The sequence below is a fragment of the Pseudomonas sp. 39004 genome, assembly GCF_028682155.1.
Classification (GTDB): Bacteria; Pseudomonadota; Gammaproteobacteria; order Pseudomonadales; family Pseudomonadaceae; genus Aquipseudomonas; species Aquipseudomonas capeferrum.
Window position 1 is genome coordinate 1 of record NZ_JANIAG010000046.1, and the last position, 17,272, is coordinate 17,272.

The 17,272-nt window shown below is 61.9% G+C and carries 15 protein-coding genes; 10 read left to right on the forward strand and 5 right to left on the reverse strand.

Translation table 11 applies throughout. From position 1 onward, the window contains the following. Window positions 1–352 precede the first annotated feature (352 nt). Complete coding sequence (locus tag NP534_RS10660) at window positions 353–667, forward strand: hypothetical protein (RefSeq protein ID WP_274098701.1); 315 nt, start codon at window positions 353–355, stop codon at window positions 665–667. Between the two features lie 137 nt (window positions 668–804). Here NP534_RS10660 and NP534_RS10665 read toward each other — a convergent pair whose 3' ends face one another. Further along, window positions 805–1,257, reverse strand: coding sequence for a DUF2442 domain-containing protein (locus tag NP534_RS10665; RefSeq protein ID WP_274098702.1), 453 nt, complete (start codon window positions 1,255–1,257; stop codon window positions 805–807). Window positions 1,258–1,466: 209 nt separating this feature from the next. Here NP534_RS10665 and NP534_RS10670 point away from each other — a divergent pair, with 209 nt between their 5' ends. Beyond that, window positions 1,467–1,673 (forward strand): DUF3079 domain-containing protein, encoded by a 207-nt coding sequence (locus tag NP534_RS10670; protein WP_274098703.1) that lies wholly within the window; start codon window positions 1,467–1,469, stop codon window positions 1,671–1,673. 117 nt (window positions 1,674–1,790) lie between these two features. On the opposite strand, the gene NP534_RS10675 is transcribed toward NP534_RS10670, so the two are convergent. Further along, entirely contained in the window at window positions 1,791–4,088 is a 2,298-nt protein-coding gene (locus NP534_RS10675) for a TonB-dependent siderophore receptor (RefSeq protein WP_274098704.1), read from the reverse strand. Between the two features lie 140 nt (window positions 4,089–4,228). On the opposite strand from NP534_RS10675, the gene NP534_RS10680 reads away from it, so the two are divergent. The 3 genes from NP534_RS10680 to NP534_RS10690 all read left to right on the forward strand — a co-directional run bounded on the left by NP534_RS10680 (window position 4,229) and on the right by NP534_RS10690 (window position 8,114). Further along, window positions 4,229–4,948 carry a response regulator gene (locus tag NP534_RS10680; protein WP_186661480.1) on the forward strand — a complete coding sequence of 240 codons (720 nt, stop codon included), beginning with the start codon at window positions 4,229–4,231 and terminating at the stop codon, window positions 4,946–4,948. After that, window positions 4,941–6,317: an ATP-binding protein gene (locus tag NP534_RS10685; RefSeq protein WP_274098705.1), complete on the forward strand. Its 1,377-nt coding sequence runs from the start codon at window positions 4,941–4,943 to the stop codon at window positions 6,315–6,317. Before NP534_RS10680 ends, NP534_RS10685 begins: the two co-directional genes overlap by 8 nt. A gap of 126 nt (window positions 6,318–6,443) precedes the next feature. Beyond that, entirely contained in the window at window positions 6,444–8,114 is a 1,671-nt protein-coding gene (locus tag NP534_RS10690; protein ID WP_274098706.1) for an FMN-binding glutamate synthase family protein, read from the forward strand. A gap of 37 nt (window positions 8,115–8,151) precedes the next feature. On the opposite strand, the gene NP534_RS10695 is transcribed toward NP534_RS10690, so the two are convergent. Continuing rightward, entirely contained in the window at window positions 8,152–9,471 is a 1,320-nt protein-coding gene (locus tag NP534_RS10695) for an OprD family porin (protein WP_033703209.1), read from the reverse strand. A gap of 469 nt (window positions 9,472–9,940) precedes the next feature. On the opposite strand from NP534_RS10695, the gene NP534_RS10700 reads away from it, so the two are divergent. Continuing rightward, the gene (locus NP534_RS10700; protein WP_274098707.1) at window positions 9,941–12,028 is read left to right on the forward strand and encodes a TonB-dependent receptor; all 2,088 of its coding nucleotides are present in this window, start codon (window positions 9,941–9,943) and stop codon (window positions 12,026–12,028) included. Between the two features lie 50 nt (window positions 12,029–12,078). Here NP534_RS10700 and NP534_RS10705 read toward each other — a convergent pair whose 3' ends face one another. Together NP534_RS10705 and aguA are read right to left on the reverse strand one after the other, a co-directional pair. After that, window positions 12,079–12,276: a hypothetical protein gene (locus tag NP534_RS10705; protein ID WP_274098708.1), complete on the reverse strand. Its 198-nt coding sequence runs from the start codon at window positions 12,274–12,276 to the stop codon at window positions 12,079–12,081. A gap of 184 nt (window positions 12,277–12,460) precedes the next feature. Continuing rightward, entirely contained in the window at window positions 12,461–13,567 is a 1,107-nt protein-coding gene (aguA, locus tag NP534_RS10710; RefSeq protein WP_274098709.1) for an agmatine deiminase, read from the reverse strand. A 317-nt stretch (window positions 13,568–13,884) separates the two neighbouring features. On the opposite strand from aguA, the gene rfbB reads away from it, so the two are divergent. From rfbB to rfbD, 4 genes are read left to right on the forward strand one after another with little or no spacing between them, the layout of a single operon-like run. Next, window positions 13,885–14,967 (forward strand): dTDP-glucose 4,6-dehydratase, encoded by a 1,083-nt coding sequence (rfbB, locus tag NP534_RS10715; protein WP_033703212.1) that lies wholly within the window; start codon window positions 13,885–13,887, stop codon window positions 14,965–14,967. Continuing rightward, a complete protein-coding gene (gene rfbA / locus NP534_RS10720; RefSeq protein ID WP_033703213.1) occupies window positions 14,964–15,839 on the forward strand; it encodes a glucose-1-phosphate thymidylyltransferase RfbA in 876 nt (291 codons plus the stop codon). Before rfbB ends, rfbA begins: the two co-directional genes overlap by 4 nt. Then, window positions 15,836–16,381 carry a dTDP-4-dehydrorhamnose 3,5-epimerase gene (gene rfbC / locus NP534_RS10725; protein WP_033703214.1) on the forward strand — a complete coding sequence of 182 codons (546 nt, stop codon included), beginning with the start codon at window positions 15,836–15,838 and terminating at the stop codon, window positions 16,379–16,381. The genes rfbA and rfbC overlap by 4 nt, the downstream gene beginning before the upstream one ends. Beyond that, on the forward strand, window positions 16,378–17,238 hold the full coding sequence (gene rfbD, locus NP534_RS10730) for a dTDP-4-dehydrorhamnose reductase (RefSeq protein WP_274098710.1): 861 nt from the start codon (window positions 16,378–16,380) through the stop codon (window positions 17,236–17,238). Before rfbC ends, rfbD begins: the two co-directional genes overlap by 4 nt. Window positions 17,239–17,272: the final 34 nt, after the last annotated feature.

Sequence of the window (17,272 nt, forward strand, 5' to 3'; positions counted from 1 at the left end):
CACCATTCAAGGTTCCATAGAAAGCCTTCAAAATCTCTGGAACACCCGAAAAACCCGCCTTCTGGCGGGTTTTTTCGTTTTGGCGTTCCGTCGGTTTCCTTCAAAAACTGGTGGGTTCCAACCGTTTCAGTTTGGGGATCAAAGTCACTTCGAAGAAAGGGAGTACCTTATGTCGCACCTGAGAGCTGCCTCAAAACCTACGAGGTCCCGCGCGGCACTGTCGATATGACCTCATGCAGCCCTTGGAATCGATCAAGCAGCGTGGAACGATAGATGTTGCTTTAGGGTTAGAGCTTCCCGCATAGCATCACGCACGAGGCAAAACGCCTTGGCGCAGAGAGGAAAAATTGACATGGATATCTCAACCGTACAAAGCATCAAGCTCGCGATTGTGGCGGCAACCGGACTGTCAAAAGACGCGCTGCATATCTATTTGGGCATGGCGGTCTATTTGACGATGATCGTGGGCACCCAGCGATTCAAGCCATACTTGGGTTGGCTGGTTGTTTTACTCATTGCGAGTGCTGGCGAATGGGTAGATCGGCGAGACGATATTGCCAGCTTCGGATACTGGCGCTGGCAGGCCAGCGCTCATGACGTTCTCAACACATTGTTTTGGCCGACGGTGCTAACACTGCTTTGGCTTTTTAAGTGCCGCAGTAAATAAAGCGTACATCCGTAAGATTCTCGCAATCCGCTCTGGAGTTTAATTTTCGATCCAGACCCTCACCGCAAGGTGGGCCTTTGTTTGTGTGTTCGCTATCCCGCCGCGCAATTACCCCAGGGCGGAGCAAGCATGACCTATCAGGCTGCCTTCTGCTCCAACGTCTCCCAGCCCAGACAAGCCAACGCCAGTGTGCGTGGTACCGCTTCACGACCGCTACTGTAACGGCTGATACTGCGCGCACTGACGCCCAGCGCTTCGGCAGCCTGGTCGAGCGTCATCCGATGCCGCAGCCGCCAGCGAATGAATATCCGGGTGTTCTCATCCGGGGCGTTCTGGGCAAGCGCGTCCAGCAGTAGGGTGTCGGCACCGATCTGAATATCCAGCGCCGGCCATTCCACAGACCAGCCTCCATCCCCTAACGTCACGTCTTCGAACGCTTTGCGCTTAGCCAGTGGCGCCAAGCCCGGATACGCTTTAAGCGCGTCGCTCATATCCAGGGTAAACCGCTGCCCATTGCTAAAAGTCAGCTCAAGGCCAGTGCCCGACCGAGGCTGAACCGCCCGCAGGCGGGGACGTTTCATCGATGCCATTTCATGCATTCCTTCTTGTGTCAGATAGCGCCCCTATCACCCCCAGTCAGTGATACTGCTTGGACCGATCTTCGCGATCACATGCCGAACGCAGAAACGATAAGTTGAATACCTTACCGCAAGACGCAGCGCGCCTTGATTTCAATCAAGGCTGAAAGCGCTGGAAGGCATAGCTTGGGCTCAGCACCCCACTTGCGAGAATGGACGCTATGGCCAAGAAATTCCCGACCAACCCCAGCCACCCTGAACGCATCTGCTGGGGGTGCGACCTGTATTGCCACGCCAAAGCGCTGGCCTGCGGCAATGGAGCCGATCGCACTATGCATCCGGTGGAGTTGTTCGGGGGGGACTGGGACCGTATGGAGGACCGGTTGGACAAGCCGGTTCGCGAGGTACAGCAGGCGCAATCCAACTGACCGCAAAGGGCCGCTTTGCGGCCCATCGCAGGCAAGCCAGCTCCTACACAAAACGCGCAACACCTCAGGCACAGCGCTGGCCTACGATGGGCTGCGCAGCAGCCCCAGGTGCCTCCGTCAGAACGCCGTACTCACCGTCAACGACAGGTTCCGCGGATCCCCATAAATAGCCCCCGCGTAGAACCCGTAGCGGGTGTAGTAGTGCTTGTCGAACAGGTTATTGGCATTGAGGCTGACACTCGTATCGTCAGTCAGCTGGTACTTGGCCATGGCATTCCAGATCGCATACCCCGACCAGTTCACGTCAGTAGCACCCGTGCTCACGCCATTGCTCGGCTGCCCAGCGGGGCTGGATACCGCGCGAATGTTGCTCTGCGCGGTAACCCCTGCGCCAAGGGTCAAGCGGTCCAGCGGGCCAGACAGCCGATACGTGGTCGAAGCCTTGAACAGGTGCGACGGGTCGCTGCGGCCATCACTGTCGATACGGCGGAAGTGCAGGTAGGTGTAGCCCGCGTACACGTTCCAGTTCGGGGTCAGTGCACCGGCGATTTCCAGGTCGATGCCGTCGGTTTCCTGGCCAGAGCCAGCCTTGTAGGCGTCGTTACCGGTCGGTGTGGTCAGGTCGCCGTCCAGCACGGCCTTGTTTTCCTGCTTGGTGCGGAAGTACGCCGCCGAGGCATTCAGGCGGCCATCGAACCATTCACCCTTGATGCCGGTTTCGTAGCTTTGCCCGCGAATCGGCTCGACCTTGCTGCCGCTGCTGGTCTCGGCGGTCTGCGGGGTGAAGATGTCGGTGTAGCTGGCGTACAGCGAGTAGGTGTCGTTGAGGTCGTACACCGTGCCCAGGTAGGGGGTGACGATGCCGTTTTCTTCCTGGCTGGTGCGCACGCCGGCATTGCTGCGGGTGATTGCGGAGTAGTTGCTGGTGCGCACGCCGACGATCACCGACAGCGGGTCGGTGATGCTCAGGCGAGTAGCTGCATACATGCCCTGCAAGCGGGTGGTGGTCTTGCTGTGGCGGCCGGTGCGCGAGGCGATCATGTCGTAGTCGTCATCCACGCCATTGCGCCAGTCGGTCAGCGGGAAACCGTTGTTGGCGCGGAACTGGCAACCCAGCGCCGCAGCACTGACGCGGCCGTCGCTGACCATGTTGCAGGTGTATTCCGGTGACCAGGCCACGGTGCGGCTGTCGTTGTAACCGACCATCGCCTGATGGGTACGGCCGAACAGCTGGAAGGGGCCGGACAGGTCGATCTGCGCCGACTGCTGGGTGGTGTCGCTGGCGCTGTGCAGGCCGTTGAGCACGGCGCCGCTGCCGTCCTGGTCCCAGTAGCCGCCGAAGGTGCCGCGGCCGGCTGAGTTGACCTTGGCCAGGCCGCGGTGGTTGAGGGCCTCGGCGGTGCTTTGGGCGGCCTTCAGGTCCAGCGTCCAGTCGTTGTCGAAGCGGTGCTCCAGCGAGCCGAATGCCGTGCGGGTGGTGTACTCGCCAAAGCTCCAGCTGGGCACCACGTTGGTGCTGCGCGGCAGGTCGGTCTTGCTGCCGTCGCGGTACCAGATCGGGATATTCGCACCCCAGCCGCCGCCGACGACCTTGTTGTATTCGTACTGGTAACCGGCACCCAGAGTGGTGGCGTCGTCGAGGTCGAATTCGAAGTTGGCCAGCGCAGCGCGGGCGCGCTCGGACTGGTTGTCGCGGAACGAGTTGGCATCCTGCTGGGTCATCACAAACCGCGAACGCAGGCGGCCGTCCTCGGACAATGGCAGGTTCAGGTCGGCGCCCAGGCGGCGTTTGTCCCAGCTACCGTAGGTCGCGTAGGCACTGCCGCCGAAGGTCTTGGTCGGGGCCTTGCGGATCAGGTTGACGGTGGCCGAGGGGTCGCCGGTGCCGCCCAGCAGGCCGTTGGCGCCACGCACGATGTCGATGCGCTCGTACAGGTCCATGTTCAGCGCGTTACCACCGCCGCTGAAGTCGGAGCCACCCTGAAACTGCAGGCCATCGACCTTCCAGTTGCTGATCGAATAACCCCGAGCCCGGTAATCGGTGCGCCCGCCGACTTCGGCTTTGCTGGCCGTCACCCCTGGCGTGGTTTCCAGCGCCTGCTCGATGGTGTGGATGGCGCGGTCGTCCATCTGCTGGCGGGTAATGGTGGTCACCGACTGCGGCGTTTGCCGCGGCGTCAGCTTGAGGCCGGTTGAACTGCGGCTGCTCTCGACCGTGTACCCTAGCTGCCCGGCTTCATCGGCAGGCACCAGCGCGCTGTCCTCGATCTGCGTGGCATCCAGCTCTAGTGGCTTGCTGTCGGCAGCCATGGCGCCGCCGCTGATGGCCACTGCGATGAAGAAGGCGAGTGGGGTGAGGTGACTTGCGCCTCGGCCGATGGGAGAGAAGTCGTTCATGATGCTCCGAGGTTTCATTTGGGAAGGTTTCGTATTCGCAGATGATTTTTTGTTACGATTCTAGGGATCCGCCCTTGGGGCTCCAGCCCCGGCTTGTACGGGGATGTAATTGAACGTAACGAGCGCCACCGGCCCTCACCGAACAGGTGTTTTTAGCAATGAGCACAACGCTGCTGGTTGTCGACGATGACGACGAAATCCGCGAACTTCTCTGTGATTACCTGACAGATGCCGGTTACACCGTACTGGCCGCCGCTGATGGCGAGCAGATGCGTGAGCAACTGGCAGCGCACAAAGTGGAGCTGGTGGTGCTGGACCTGATGCTGCCCGGCGAGGATGGCTTGAGCCTGTGCCGCCAGTTGCAAGCCACCCCTGGCCTGGCGGTGATCATGTTGTCTGCCAAAGGCAGCACGCTGGACCGCATCATTGGCCTGGAAGTGGGCGCGGACGACTACCTGGCCAAGCCCTTCGAGCCACGCGAGCTGATTGCCCGGATCAAGGCCGTGCTGCGTCGCCCCCAGCGCCTCGATACACCGGTGGCAAAACCGGCTGTCGAAGCGCAGCAATTTGCCGGTTTTCGCCTCGATCACGTGAAGCGCCTGCTCACCCGCCCGGACGGCGAGACACTGACCCTGCCCCGCTCCGATTACCGCGTGCTGCGTGAGCTGCTTGAAGCCAACAACCGTGTGGTTTCGCGCGATCATCTGACCCGCAGTGCGTTCGGCCGTGACCACCTGCCCGATGACCGCTCGGTAGACATGTGCGTCAGCCGCCTGCGCCAGCAACTGCGCCGCGCGCCGGGTGCCGTCGCGCAGATCCTCACCATCCGCAACGAAGGCTACCTGCTGAGCCTCGCCCGCAGCGAGGCGGATGCCTGAGGTGCGCTGGCTCCGTCGGCTGTGGCCGCGCACGCTGTTTGGCCAACTGCTGCTGATCATGGTCAGCGGCACGCTGGTGATCCAGCTGATGTCGAGCAGCATCTGGTTCGATGTGCGTTTCGCGCAGGTGCTCGAAGCCCCGGTGCGGCTGATCGCCGCCCGCAGCGCGCCCCTGATTGCCAAGGCCGACTGCCATGCCGGTGCGGTGCAGGCGCCGGCCCATTATCAGCTGCGCTGTGCCGAGGCCTTGCCCGCGCAAGACGGGGACGAACGCAGGGGGCGCAAGCGCATCGAATTGCTGCTGCACCAGGCCCTCAAGTACGAGCTTGGCCATGCTGTGGACGTGCGCCTGATAAAGGTGCAACTGACTGACGAACTGGGCCAGCCGATTGTCTGGCGCAGCCTGTTCGGCTTGCGCACGGCCCAAGCGCATATTCAGTTTGCAGTGCCGCTGGCCGATGGGCATTGGCTGACCATCGATGGCCAGGAGCTGCAGGGCTGGAGTGGCGAGTCTGCTTGGGCGTTGATCAGCGACTACCTGCTGCGGGTGTATGCCCTGCGTATCGTCGCCGTGCTGCTGGTGTGCCTGCTGGCCGTGCGCTTGTGCCTGCGCCCGCTGCAGCGCCTGGCGGACGCAGCGCGAGGGCTGGGCAGCAACCTGGAGCAGCCGCCCTTGGCGCTGGATGGGCCGCAGGAAGTGCGCCAGGCGGCACAGGCTTTCAATGCGATGCAGCAACGGTTGATTGCGATGGTCAACGACAAGGCCTACTTCCTCGCCGCCGTGTCCCACGATTTGCGTACCCCGCTGACCCGCATGCGCCTGCGCCTGGAGCGCCTGCCAGACGATGAGCAGCGCGAACGGCTGCGGCAGAACATCACGCAGATGGACGACATGATCGGCCAGGTGCTCGACTACCTGCGCGCCGGTGAGCAGCAGAACCTGCAGCAGGTGGACCTGGACCGGCTGGTGGCGCGCCAGTGCGCGGACTTGGCCACCGCCAGTGAGCCACTTCCCGTTGAGGGCCAGGCTGGCACCGTGCGGGTCGATGCCCTGCTGCTGCAGCGGTGCCTGCAGAACCTGCTGGTCAATGCCTTGCGCTATGGCAAAGACGTTTCGGTCACGTTGGAGCGCGCGGCCACGGGGGTTTTTATCCACATCGATGACTGCGGCCCGGGGATTGCACCCGGCTTGATGGCGACGGTTACCGACCCGTTCGTGCGGGGGGAAGGGTCGCGCAATCAGGCGTCTGGCGGGTATGGCTTGGGGTTGAGCATCGCCCAGCGCATCGCGGCCAGTCATGGCGGCGAGTTGCTGCTGTACAACCGCGACGGCGGCGGCTTGCGGGCCAGTGTGCGGTTGCCCGAATAACCTGCCCTACAGTGCAACAGATAGCGCAAACCTGCGATCAGGTAACAGTCTTTTACCGATTCACCAGGTTTTCCGCAGCCTGCCTTTGCCTATCCTAGGCCCGGTCATCCTGCCTGCGATGGACCCATGAAACACTCACTGCCCAGCCGCTACGCCTGCCTCGTCACCTGCCTGCTGTTCACTTTCGCCAGCCTGCCGCTACTGCCCCAACATGCCTGGCTCTGGCCGTTCACCGTGCTCACCGCCCTGCTCAGCCTGGTCGGCCTCAATGACCTGCGTCAGAGCCACCATGCGGTGCGGCGCAACTATCCGATCCTGGGCAACATCCGCTACCTGATCGAAACTATCCGCCCAGAAATCCGCCAATACTTGATCGAAGGCGACGACGACAAGCTGCCGTTCTCTCGCTCCCAGCGCTCGCTGGTGTACGCCCGGGCGAAGAATGAAAGCGCCGAAAAAGCCTTTGGCACACTCAACGATGCCTACAAGCCGGGGTTCGAATTCATCAGCCATTCGATGCTGCCGGTGGCCACCCCCGACCCTGCTTCGTTCCGCATCGCCATCGGCGGGCCGCAATGCCGGCTGCCCTACTCGGCCTCGATTTTCAACATCTCGGCCATGAGTTTCGGCGCCCTCAGCGCCAACGCCATCGCTGCCCTCAACCAGGGCGCGCGCCTGGGCCGCTTTGCCCATGACACCGGTGAAGGCAGCATCAGCCCTTACCACCGCGAACATGGTGGCGACCTGATCTGGGAGATCGGCAGCGGTTACTTTGGCTGCCGTACCGAAGAGGGCCGTTTCGACCCGCAACGTTTCGCCGAGCAAGCGCGTTCGGCGCAAGTGAAAATGATCGAGATCAAGCTCAGCCAGGGCGCCAAACCCGGCCACGGCGGCATCCTGCCAGGGCACAAGGTGAGCCCGGAAATCGCCGTGACCCGGGGCGTGCGCGAAGGCCAGGACTGCATCTCCCCGGCTGCGCACAGCGCCTTCCGCACGCCAGTCGAATTGCTCAAGTTCGTTGCCAGCCTGCGCGAACTGTCGGGCGGCAAGCCGGTGGGCTTCAAGTTCTGCCTGGGGCACCCGTGGGAGTTCATGGGCATTGCCAAAGCCATGCTGGCCACCGGCATCACCCCCGACTTCATCGTCGTCGACGGCAAGGAAGGCGGCACCGGCGCGGCACCACGCGAGTTCAGCGACAACATGGGCGTGCCCATGCGCGAAGGGCTGATGTTCGTGCACAACACTTTGGTCGGCCTGAACCTGCGCGCTAGCATCCGTATTGGCGCAGCGGGCAAGATCGTCAGCGCCTTCGATATCGCCAGCGTGCTGGCCATTGGTGCCGACTGGGTGAATTCGGCGCGCGGCTTCATGTTCGCCATCGGCTGCATCCAGTCGCAAAGCTGCCACACCAACAAGTGCCCGACCGGGGTTGCCACCCAAGACCCGTTACGCCAGCGCGCATTGGTGGTACCGGACAAGGCCCAGCGCGTGGCCAGCTTTCACCGCAACACGCTGCACACCTTGGCTGAGATGCTGGCGGCCGCAGGGCTGGAGCACCCAAGCGAACTCAAGCCCAAGCACCTGGCACGGCGTGTCAGCGCCAGTGAAATCGGCTTGTTCTCGGATTTGCATACGTTTCTCAAGCCTGGCGAATTGCTCAGTGGCTCGATTGAAAGCGAGTTTTATGCGCGGATGTGGCGGATGGCGCGTAGCGACAGCTTTGCACCGGAGACGGGGGAAGTTGCAGGGGTGGCGGCAGCGCCGGCTATACGCCGCAAAGAAACAGCGCCGGCTTGAACAACTGGGGCTGCAAAGCAGCCCCAGCGGGATCAGATCAGAAGATGCTGATCGGGTACTCGACGAATACGCGGACTTCGTTGCCGTCGTCGTTGTAGCCGTTCTGCTGTACCGCATTGTTGGTACGCACGAACGAGCTACGCAGCTTGATCGACAGGTCCTTGGCCGGGCCGTCCTGAACCACGTAGCGGATCTGGTTGAAGATCTCGCGCTCTTTACCTTCACCGAAACCTTGCGGGTTGGCGACGTTGCGGGTGTTGATGTTGTCACCCACCACGTAGGCCAGCTTGTAGGTCAGGCCCGGAACGCCATAGGCGCCGAAGTCCAGGCCGTAGCCCAGCTGCCAGGAGCGCTCGTCTTCGGCGTTGAAGTCGGACCAGTACGAGTTGGCCAGGTAGATGGTCGAACCACCGTCACCCACGCCACCGGCGTTCTGGTAGAAGCCGTAGTTGTAGCCGGTGCTGCCGGTGCTGCGCTGATGCGCGAGGGTGAACGAGTGGGCACCGTACGCGTAAGTGGCAGCCAGGCTCCAGATGGTGTTGGAGTCGCCGTTCAGGCCAGCGGCCTGTACGTACTGCTTGTCGATGTCCGACTTGTAGCCGTTGAAGTCCAGGGTCAGCGACTGGTCGCTGGCGATCGGGAAGACGTAGTTCAAGCCCAGGTAGTGCTTCTTCATCACGTCTTCGTTGTCTGCGGTGTACAGCGAAGCGGTGAAGTTGTCGGTGAACTTGTAGCTACCGCCGAAGACGTTGATCGACTTCAGGCCACCACCGTCACGACGCTCGGCGCTCTTGCGCGCTTCCTGGGTGAAACGACCGGCGTTCAGCTCCAGGCCCTCGATCTCTTTCGAGGTGAGCAAGGTGCCGGTGAAGCTTTCTGGCAGCAGACGCGCATCGTCGTACTGCAGCACAGGCAGTGCCGGCATCTGGTCACCGTACTTCAGCACGGTGTTGGAGATGCGGAATTTCACGGCAGCGCCGCCACGGGCCAGGTTATGCGGCGAGCTGGCGTTGCCCTCGGCATTGGTGGTTTCGTGCGGTTTGAAGAAGTCGACGCCGCCACCACCGTTGTGGCCCTTGCCGCCGTCCAGACGCACGGCATACAGGCCGAATGCGTCGACGCCGACACCGACGGTGCCCTGGGTGAAACCGGAGGAGAAGTTGGCGATGACGCCTTGGCCCCATTCGATCTGGTCATCGGTACCGTGCTTCTTGTCACGGTTGATGTAGGCGTTGCGCAGCAGCACATTGGCGTGGCTGTCTTCGATGAAGCCCTTGCTGTCGGCCTGCTCATTGGCCTGTGCCTGGGTCGCGGCGATCATCGCCAAGGCGACCAGGCTGATCCTGGTTTTCAACATGTTATTTTCCTTATTTCTTAATCAAAAACGCTCTGCAATATGACGCCAGGAACCAACGCCCCTTCGTAGGTTCGACGCTATGCGGATCCAAACTGGAAGGCTTGCCGGCAATCGCACGGTGGCCTTTAACAGCAGCATGGCCATGTCATGGCCAGCAGGCGTTGGCCGAATCCTAGCGGTGTGCGATTACAAATGTCAAAAAATCGTGAAATGCAGGTTGATATAACCAAAATAACTGGCAGGTCTGGTGCATTTCCATGCCTGTTCGCGCTATCGGTGGGCAATTTTTCTCTTGTCAGGTAAGTCACCTGACGTCGTGGGAACAATCTTGGCCGGGCGATTATACAAAGTGCATAGTTACAAAGTGATACATATGTAAAGACAACCCTTTACAAATACTCAAGCAACAGTAAATAGCAAGCATTACCATTCGCACCTTATTTTCACCTGCCTCGGTCCGGATGTGTCCATGCTTGTACCTTGTCGCCTTTCCCCCCTGTCGCTGGGCCTGTCGGTGCTGTTCAGCGCCAGCCTCGCCAACGCCACCACCACTACCCTGCCGGAACTGTCGGTCACCGCCGAAAGCGAGCGTGAACAGGACAACCCGCGGGTCAAGGAGGTGAGTACCGCGACGCGCACCTCGACGCCGGTGCGCTATGTACCCCAGGCCATCGACACGGTGAAAACCGCCAACGTGCTGGACTACGGCAGCAACACCTTGGGCAAGGCACTCGAGGGTATCCCCAACGTCAGCAGCGGCGCCGACACCCGCTTCGACAGCGTGCGCATCCGCGGCTTCGACGCCAGCAACGACTTCTATCTGGACGGTGTTCGCGATGACAGCCAGTACATCCGCGACCTCAACAACATCGAGCGTGTCGAAGTGCTCAAAGGGCCGGCCGCAGTGTTGTATGGCCGTGGCAGCCAGGGTGGCATCGTCAACCGCGTCAGCAAGGCGCCCGAGCACGGCCGCCGTTCGAGCATCGAGGCACAAGGCGGCAGCCAAGACCTGCGCAGCCTGTACGCCGACCTGAGTGCCGACCCCAGCGACACCATCAGCCTGCGCCTGAACCTGGGCAACGAGGACAGCAACAGCTTCCGCGATGGCATCGATGGCAGCCGCCAACTGTTCGCGCCCTCGATGAGCTGGCAGCTGACGCCGGACCTGAACTGGCTGGTGCAATACGAATACAGCCGCTACAACCGCACGCCCGACCGCGGCATCCCTGGCGTCAACGGCCGCCCGGCAGACGTAAGCCGCAGCACCACCTATGGCGATACCCAGCGCGACTACATCGACGATCGCGCCCAGTCGCTGCGCTCGCGGTTGAACTACCAGCTCAACGAAACCTGGCAACTGCGCCACACCCTTGGCCTGTTCAAGCTCGACAGCGAGTTCGACAACACCTACGCCACGGGCTACAACGCCGGCAACAATACCGTCACCCGCCAGCGCTGGCAGCAAGACCTGAACACCCGCAACCTGTTCAACAACCTGGAAGCCGAGGGCGACTTCAACACCCTGGGGCTGGAGCACAAACTGCTGGTGGGCCTGGAGTTCGGCAGCCAACGGCGTGACCCGACCCTGTACACCGCCCCGACGGGTACGGTGCCGAGCCTGGACGTGAGCAACCCCAACCGCAACCTGCAGCACAATGGGCCGCTGCTGGTGTCGAGCAACAACCACACCGTGGTCGAAAGCCGTGGCCTGTACCTTCAGGACCAGGTCCGCCTGAACGATCAGTGGCAGATCCTCGCGGGCGTGCGCTTCGACCAGTTCGAGGTGGAAACCACCAACAAGATCAAGGGTATTTCCGAGCCACAGGACAGCAACACCACCAGCCCACGCTTGGGTGTGGTCTATACGCCGTGGCGTGATCACTCGTTCTATGCGTCGTGGAGCAAGACCTTCTCGCCCGTGGGCGGTGGCCTGATCGGCATCACCCCGGGCGCGCCGGGCAACACCAACGACACCGGGCCAGAGATGACCCGGCAGAAGGAAATCGGGGTCAAGAGCGACTGGCTCGACCAGCGCCTGACCACCACCCTCGCAGTGTATGAACTTGAGCTGTACAACCGCCGCACGCGTGACGCCAACAACCCGGAAATCATTGTGCTCACCGGCTTGCAACGCTCGCGCGGCATCGAGCTGACCGCTACCGGCAACATCGTCGGCAACTGGTACGTGCGCGGGGGCATCGGCCTGCAGGATGCAACCATCGTCAAGGACAACAACAACCAGGAAGGCAACCGCATCAACGACGTGGCCAAGCGCAACGCCAGCCTGTTCGTGACCTGGAAGCCGGAGCTGGGCTGGTACGCCGAGACGGGGTTGACGCTGGTGGGTGACCGTTATGCCGACAACCAGAACACCACGGTGATGCCGGGGTATGGCCGCTGGGATGCGCTCGCCGGCTACCGCACGCACGATTGGGATGTGCGCGCGGCGTTGAACAACATTGCCGACAAGACCTACTACAGCTCGGCGACCAGCGCCGCGCAGATTCAACCGGGTGACCCGCGCAGCCTGGTGGTGACAAGCACTTACCGCTTCTGATGTTACTGCCTGCACCGGTGTCAGGGCCGGTGCAGGCTAGCCCGATACGGTCAGTACCACACCGCCATCAGCGCTTGCATCTCCGCTTCACTGATCAGCCCTTGGGGGTATCGCCCGGCAAGCAGACGTCGTGGGTCGGTCGTCCTGACCGGTTTGCTTCCATAGTGCTTCAACCACTGCGCCAGAACCCTGAGCGATTGATGATTCACTGCCGATGGGCACAAAGCCGACTCACTTGCTGCGTTCATTTCCACACGTACTCCCTTGCCCGTGAGCGGCTAATCTACGTAGGTATTGTTACAGATCCACGAGCCCGACCAGGCCGAGCTATCTCTTTGAAAAACAATACAAAACATATGCCATTCGCGGCGCCGGACGTCGCCTGGAAATAAAAGGCCCGTCAGATGACGGGCCTCTTCGTTCAACGTGGTTTCAACGCTTGACCGGAGCGGGTTGCTGCTGGGTCAGGCAATGGATATTGCCCCCGCCCAGCAGCAGTTCACGGCCAGGGATCATCACCACTTCATGGTCCGGGAAGATCTTGGCCAGGATGGCCCTGGCCTGGGCATCTGCAGGGTCATCGAAGCTTGGCGCGATAATGCCGCCGTTGACGATCAGGAAGTTCACATACGAGCCGGCCAGGCGTACCGACGGGTCGCGCTCCTGGCTGCCGGCCACCTGGTCGACACCGTCACATTCTTCGGCGGTGGCATACAGCGGGCCCGGAATCGGCATCTTGTGCACCACGAACTCACGGCCTTTGGCATCGCGGGTGTTTTTCAGCACCTCCAGCGCGGCGTGGCAGCGTGCGTAGTTGGGGTCGTTGGAATCATCGGTCCAGGCCAGTAACACTTCACCTGGGCGCACGTAACAGCAGAAGTTGTCGACATGGCCGTCGGTTTCGTCGTTGTACAGGCCGTCCGGCAGCCAGACCACGGTGTCGACCGCCAGGTGCTCGCGTAGCACCGCCTCGATCTGTTCGCGGCCCAGGTGCGGGTTGCGGTTGCGGTTGAGCAGGCATTCCTCGGTGGTGATCACGGTGCCTTCGCCGTCCACGTGGATCGAGCCACCTTCCAGCACGAAGCCCTCGGTCTGGTAGCGCTGGCAGCGCTCCATTTCCAGTACCTTGGCGGCCAGTTCCTCGTCACGGTTCCAGGGCGCGTAGAGGCCGCCCTCGAAACCGCCCCAGGCATTGAAGCCCCAGTCCACACCGCGCACTTCGCCGTGGTCGTTGATGACGAAGGTTGGGCCGGTGTCGCGCACCCAGGCATCGTCATTGCTGATTTCCACCACGCGGATGTTCGGCAGGTCGAGTTGGTGACGGGCGTTTTCGTACTGGCCAGCGGAAACCCCCACGGTCACCGGCTCGAAGCGGGCGATGGCCTTGGCCAGCGTCACATGCGCAGCCTGCGCCGGTTTGCCACCCAGGCGCCAGTTGTCCGAACGCTCCGGCCAGACCATCCAGACCTGAGTCTGCGGCGCCCATTCAGCGGGCATGTGGAAGCCGTCGGCACGGGGGGTGGAGTTGAGGGTTTTCATGGTTAACCTCTGCGTAGGCCCTGAGCCGATGTGCACTGGGGCGTTGGTAGTGTGTGTGTGTGTGTGTGTGTGTGTAGGAGCGGCCTTGCGTCGCGACGGGGCGCAAAGCGCCCCCGGCTATCGCAAATTTATAACCGATATATATCGGCATTAAAAGCAAAAAAACCTGCCTGATCAAACCATTCAATCAATTATGCCGATATCAATCGAAATAACCCTAAGCCTTCCCGCCAAACCCATGATATTTGTCTGCCACCACCCTAGCCGACGAGCTAGGCTGCATGCCATAGAACTTGGTTTTCCAGAGGCCACTTGAGATGCGCATACTCGTCACAGGCGGCGCCGGCTTCATTGGCTCGGCGCTGGTCCGCCACCTGATCGACAACACCGAACACGAAGTGCTCAACCTCGACAAGCTGACCTACGCCGGCAACCTCGAATCGCTGCAGAGCATCGCCAACAACACCCGATACGAATTCGTCCAGGCCGATATCGCCGACTCGGCAACCGTCAGCGCCGTGCTCGAACGCTTTCAGCCTGGGGCGATCATGCACCTGGCAGCCGAATCCCATGTGGACCGGTCGATCGACGGCCCGGCCGCGTTCATCCAGACCAACATCGTCGGCACTTACGCCCTGCTCGAAGCCACCCGCGCCTGGTGGAGCCAACTGCCGGCCGAGCAGCGCCGTGCGTTCCGTTTTCACCATATCTCCACCGACGAAGTCTATGGCGACCTGCATGGCGCCAACGACCTGTTCCACGAGACCACGCCGTATGCGCCCAGCTCACCCTATTCGGCGAGCAAGGCCGCCTCGGACCACCTGGTGCGCGCCTGGCACCGCACCTACGGGCTGCCGGTGCTGATCACTAACTGCTCGAACAACTACGGCCCTTACCATTTCCCCGAAAAGCTGATCCCGCTGATGATCCTCAATGCCTTGGCCGGCAAGCCACTGCCGGTGTATGGCAATGGCCAGCAAGTGCGTGACTGGCTGTTCGTCGAAGACCACGCGCGGGCGTTGCTTGAAGTAGTGAGCCACGGACAGGTCGGCGAAACGTACAATATCGGTGGCCACAACGAGCAGAAGAACCTCGACGTGGTGCACGCCATCTGCGCCCTGCTCGAAGAGCTGGCGCCGCAGCACCCGCAAGGCGTGGCCCGCTATGCAGACCTGATCAGCTACGTCCAGGACCGCCCCGGCCACGACCTGCGCTATGCCATCGATGCCAGCAAGATCGAACGGGAACTGGGCTGGGTACCGCAAGAAACCTTCGCCAGCGGGCTGCGCAAGACGGTGCAGTGGTACCTGGACAACCTGCAATGGTGCCGTCATGTCCAGGATGGCAGCTACCAGGGTGAACGCCTGGGCAATACCGACATCAAGGAGCTCATTGCATGACCAAGGGCATCGTCCTGGCCGGAGGATCCGGCACACGCCTGCACCCCATCACCCTTGGGGTCTCCAAGCAACTGCTGCCGATTTACGACAAACCGATGATCTACTACCCGATTTCGGTGCTGATGCTCGCCGATATCCGCGAAATCCTGCTGATCTCGACACCTCAGGACCTGCCCCAGTATCGCCAGCTGTTCGGCGACGGCAGCCAGTTCGGCATCCACATCAACTATGCCGAGCAGCCCTCACCCGATGGCCTGGCCCAGGCATTTCTGATCGGCGAGCAGTTCATCGGCGATGACTCGGTGTGCCTCATTCTTGGCGACAACATCTTCCACGGCCAGAGCTTCACCGAACAGTTGCAGCGCGCGGTCAACCACCCGAGCGGGGCCACCGTTTTCGGCTACTGGGTCAAGGACCCGGAACGCTTCGGCGTGGTCGAGTTCGACGAGCAAGGCAACGCCCTGTCCATCGAAGAAAAGCCCCTCAAGCCCAAGTCCAGCTATGCGGTGACGGGCCTGTACTTCTACGACAACGACGTGATCGAAATTGCCAAGGGCATCCGCCCCTCCGAGCGGGGCGAACTTGAAATCACCGATGTCACCAATGCCTACCTCAAGCGCGGCGACCTGCGCGTGGAGCGCTTTGGCCGCGGCTTTGCCTGGCTCGATACCGGGACTCACGAGAGCCTGCTGGATGCCTCGCAATATGTGCAGACCATCGAGAACCGCCAGGGGCTGAAGGTGGCCTGCCTGGAAGAAATCGCCTTCAACAAGGGCTGGATCACCCGTGACCAGTTGCTGGCCAAGGCTGAAAAACTCAAAAAGACCGGTTACGGTCAGTACCTGGGCAAACTGGCTAACGAGTCTGCATGAACATCATCCCCACCGAGATCCCTGATGTACTGATCATCGAACCGACGGTATACGGTGACAGCCGAGGCTTCTTCTTCGAAGCCTTCAACGCCCGTGAGTTTGCCAAGCAGACCGGCGTTGCCGTGGACTTCGTCCAGGACAACCACTCCCGCTCCCTCAAGGGCGTGTTGCGCGGCCTGCACTATCAGGTGGAAAACACCCAAGGCAAACTGGTGCGCGTGGTACAGGGCGAGATCCGCGATATTGCCGTGGATGTGCGCAAGAGCTCGCCAACTTTCGGCCAATGGGTTGCCGTGCACCTGTCGGCCGACAATCATCGCCAATTGTGGATTCCGCCTGGCTTTGCCCACGGTTTTGCGGTGGTCAGCGAAACCGCCGAGTTCCTCTACAAGACCACCGACTACTACAACCCAGGCGCCGACCGTTGCATCCGCTGGGACGACGCGCAGCTGGCCATCGACTGGCAACTCGAAGGGCCGCCGGTGCTGTCGGAAAAGGACAAGGTCGGCGTACCGCTGAGTGAGGCGCAACTGCTGCCATGAAAATTGTCGTATGTGGCCGTAACGGCCAGGTAGCCCAGGCGCTGAAGACGCAGCTGGTCGGCCTTGGCGAGCTTCACGTGCTCGGGCGCGAGCAACTGGACCTGGCCCAGCCCGAGGCCCTGCGTGGCCCGCTGCGCCAGCTGGCCCCCGACCTGATCATCAATGCGGGTGCCTACACGGCGGTCGACCAGGCCGAGCACGAGCCAGAGCGCGCCTTTGCGATCAATGCCCACGGCCCTGGTGTGCTTGCCGAAGAAGCGGCACGGCTTGGCGCGCCGCTTATCCACTACTCCACCGACTACGTCTTCGACGGCAACAAGGCTACGCCCTACACCGAACAAGACGCCCCCAACCCCCTGGGGGTCTACGGCCAAAGCAAACTTGCAGGCGAGCAGGCGATTGCCGCAGTGGCCGGCCAGCACCTGATCCTGCGCACCAGCTGGGTCTATTCGCTGTACGGGCGCAACTTTCTGCTGACCCTGCAGCGCCTGCTGCAAGAGAAGCCTCAACTGCGCATTGTCGACGACCAGATCGGCGCACCGACCTGGGCCGCTAGCATTGCCGCCAGCACCCGTGTATTGGTCGAACGTTGGCAGGCCGGCCAGGCGGGCGCCTGGGGCACCTACCACCTCACCGCGCAAGGCGAGACGTCCTGGTTCGGCTTCGCCCAGGCCATCGCCGAGCAACTCAAGGCCCAAGGCCTGCCCTGCGCCGAACTGCTGCCAATCCCGTCCAGTGACTACCCCACGCCGGCCCGCAGGCCGCTCAACTCACGCCTGGACTGCTCACGCCTGGCCCACGAATGGCACATCCGCCTGCCGCACTGGCAGCAGGCGCTGATCGACTGCCTCAAGTAGCGCATAATTGCGTCAGACTTTTCTGGCGCACTTA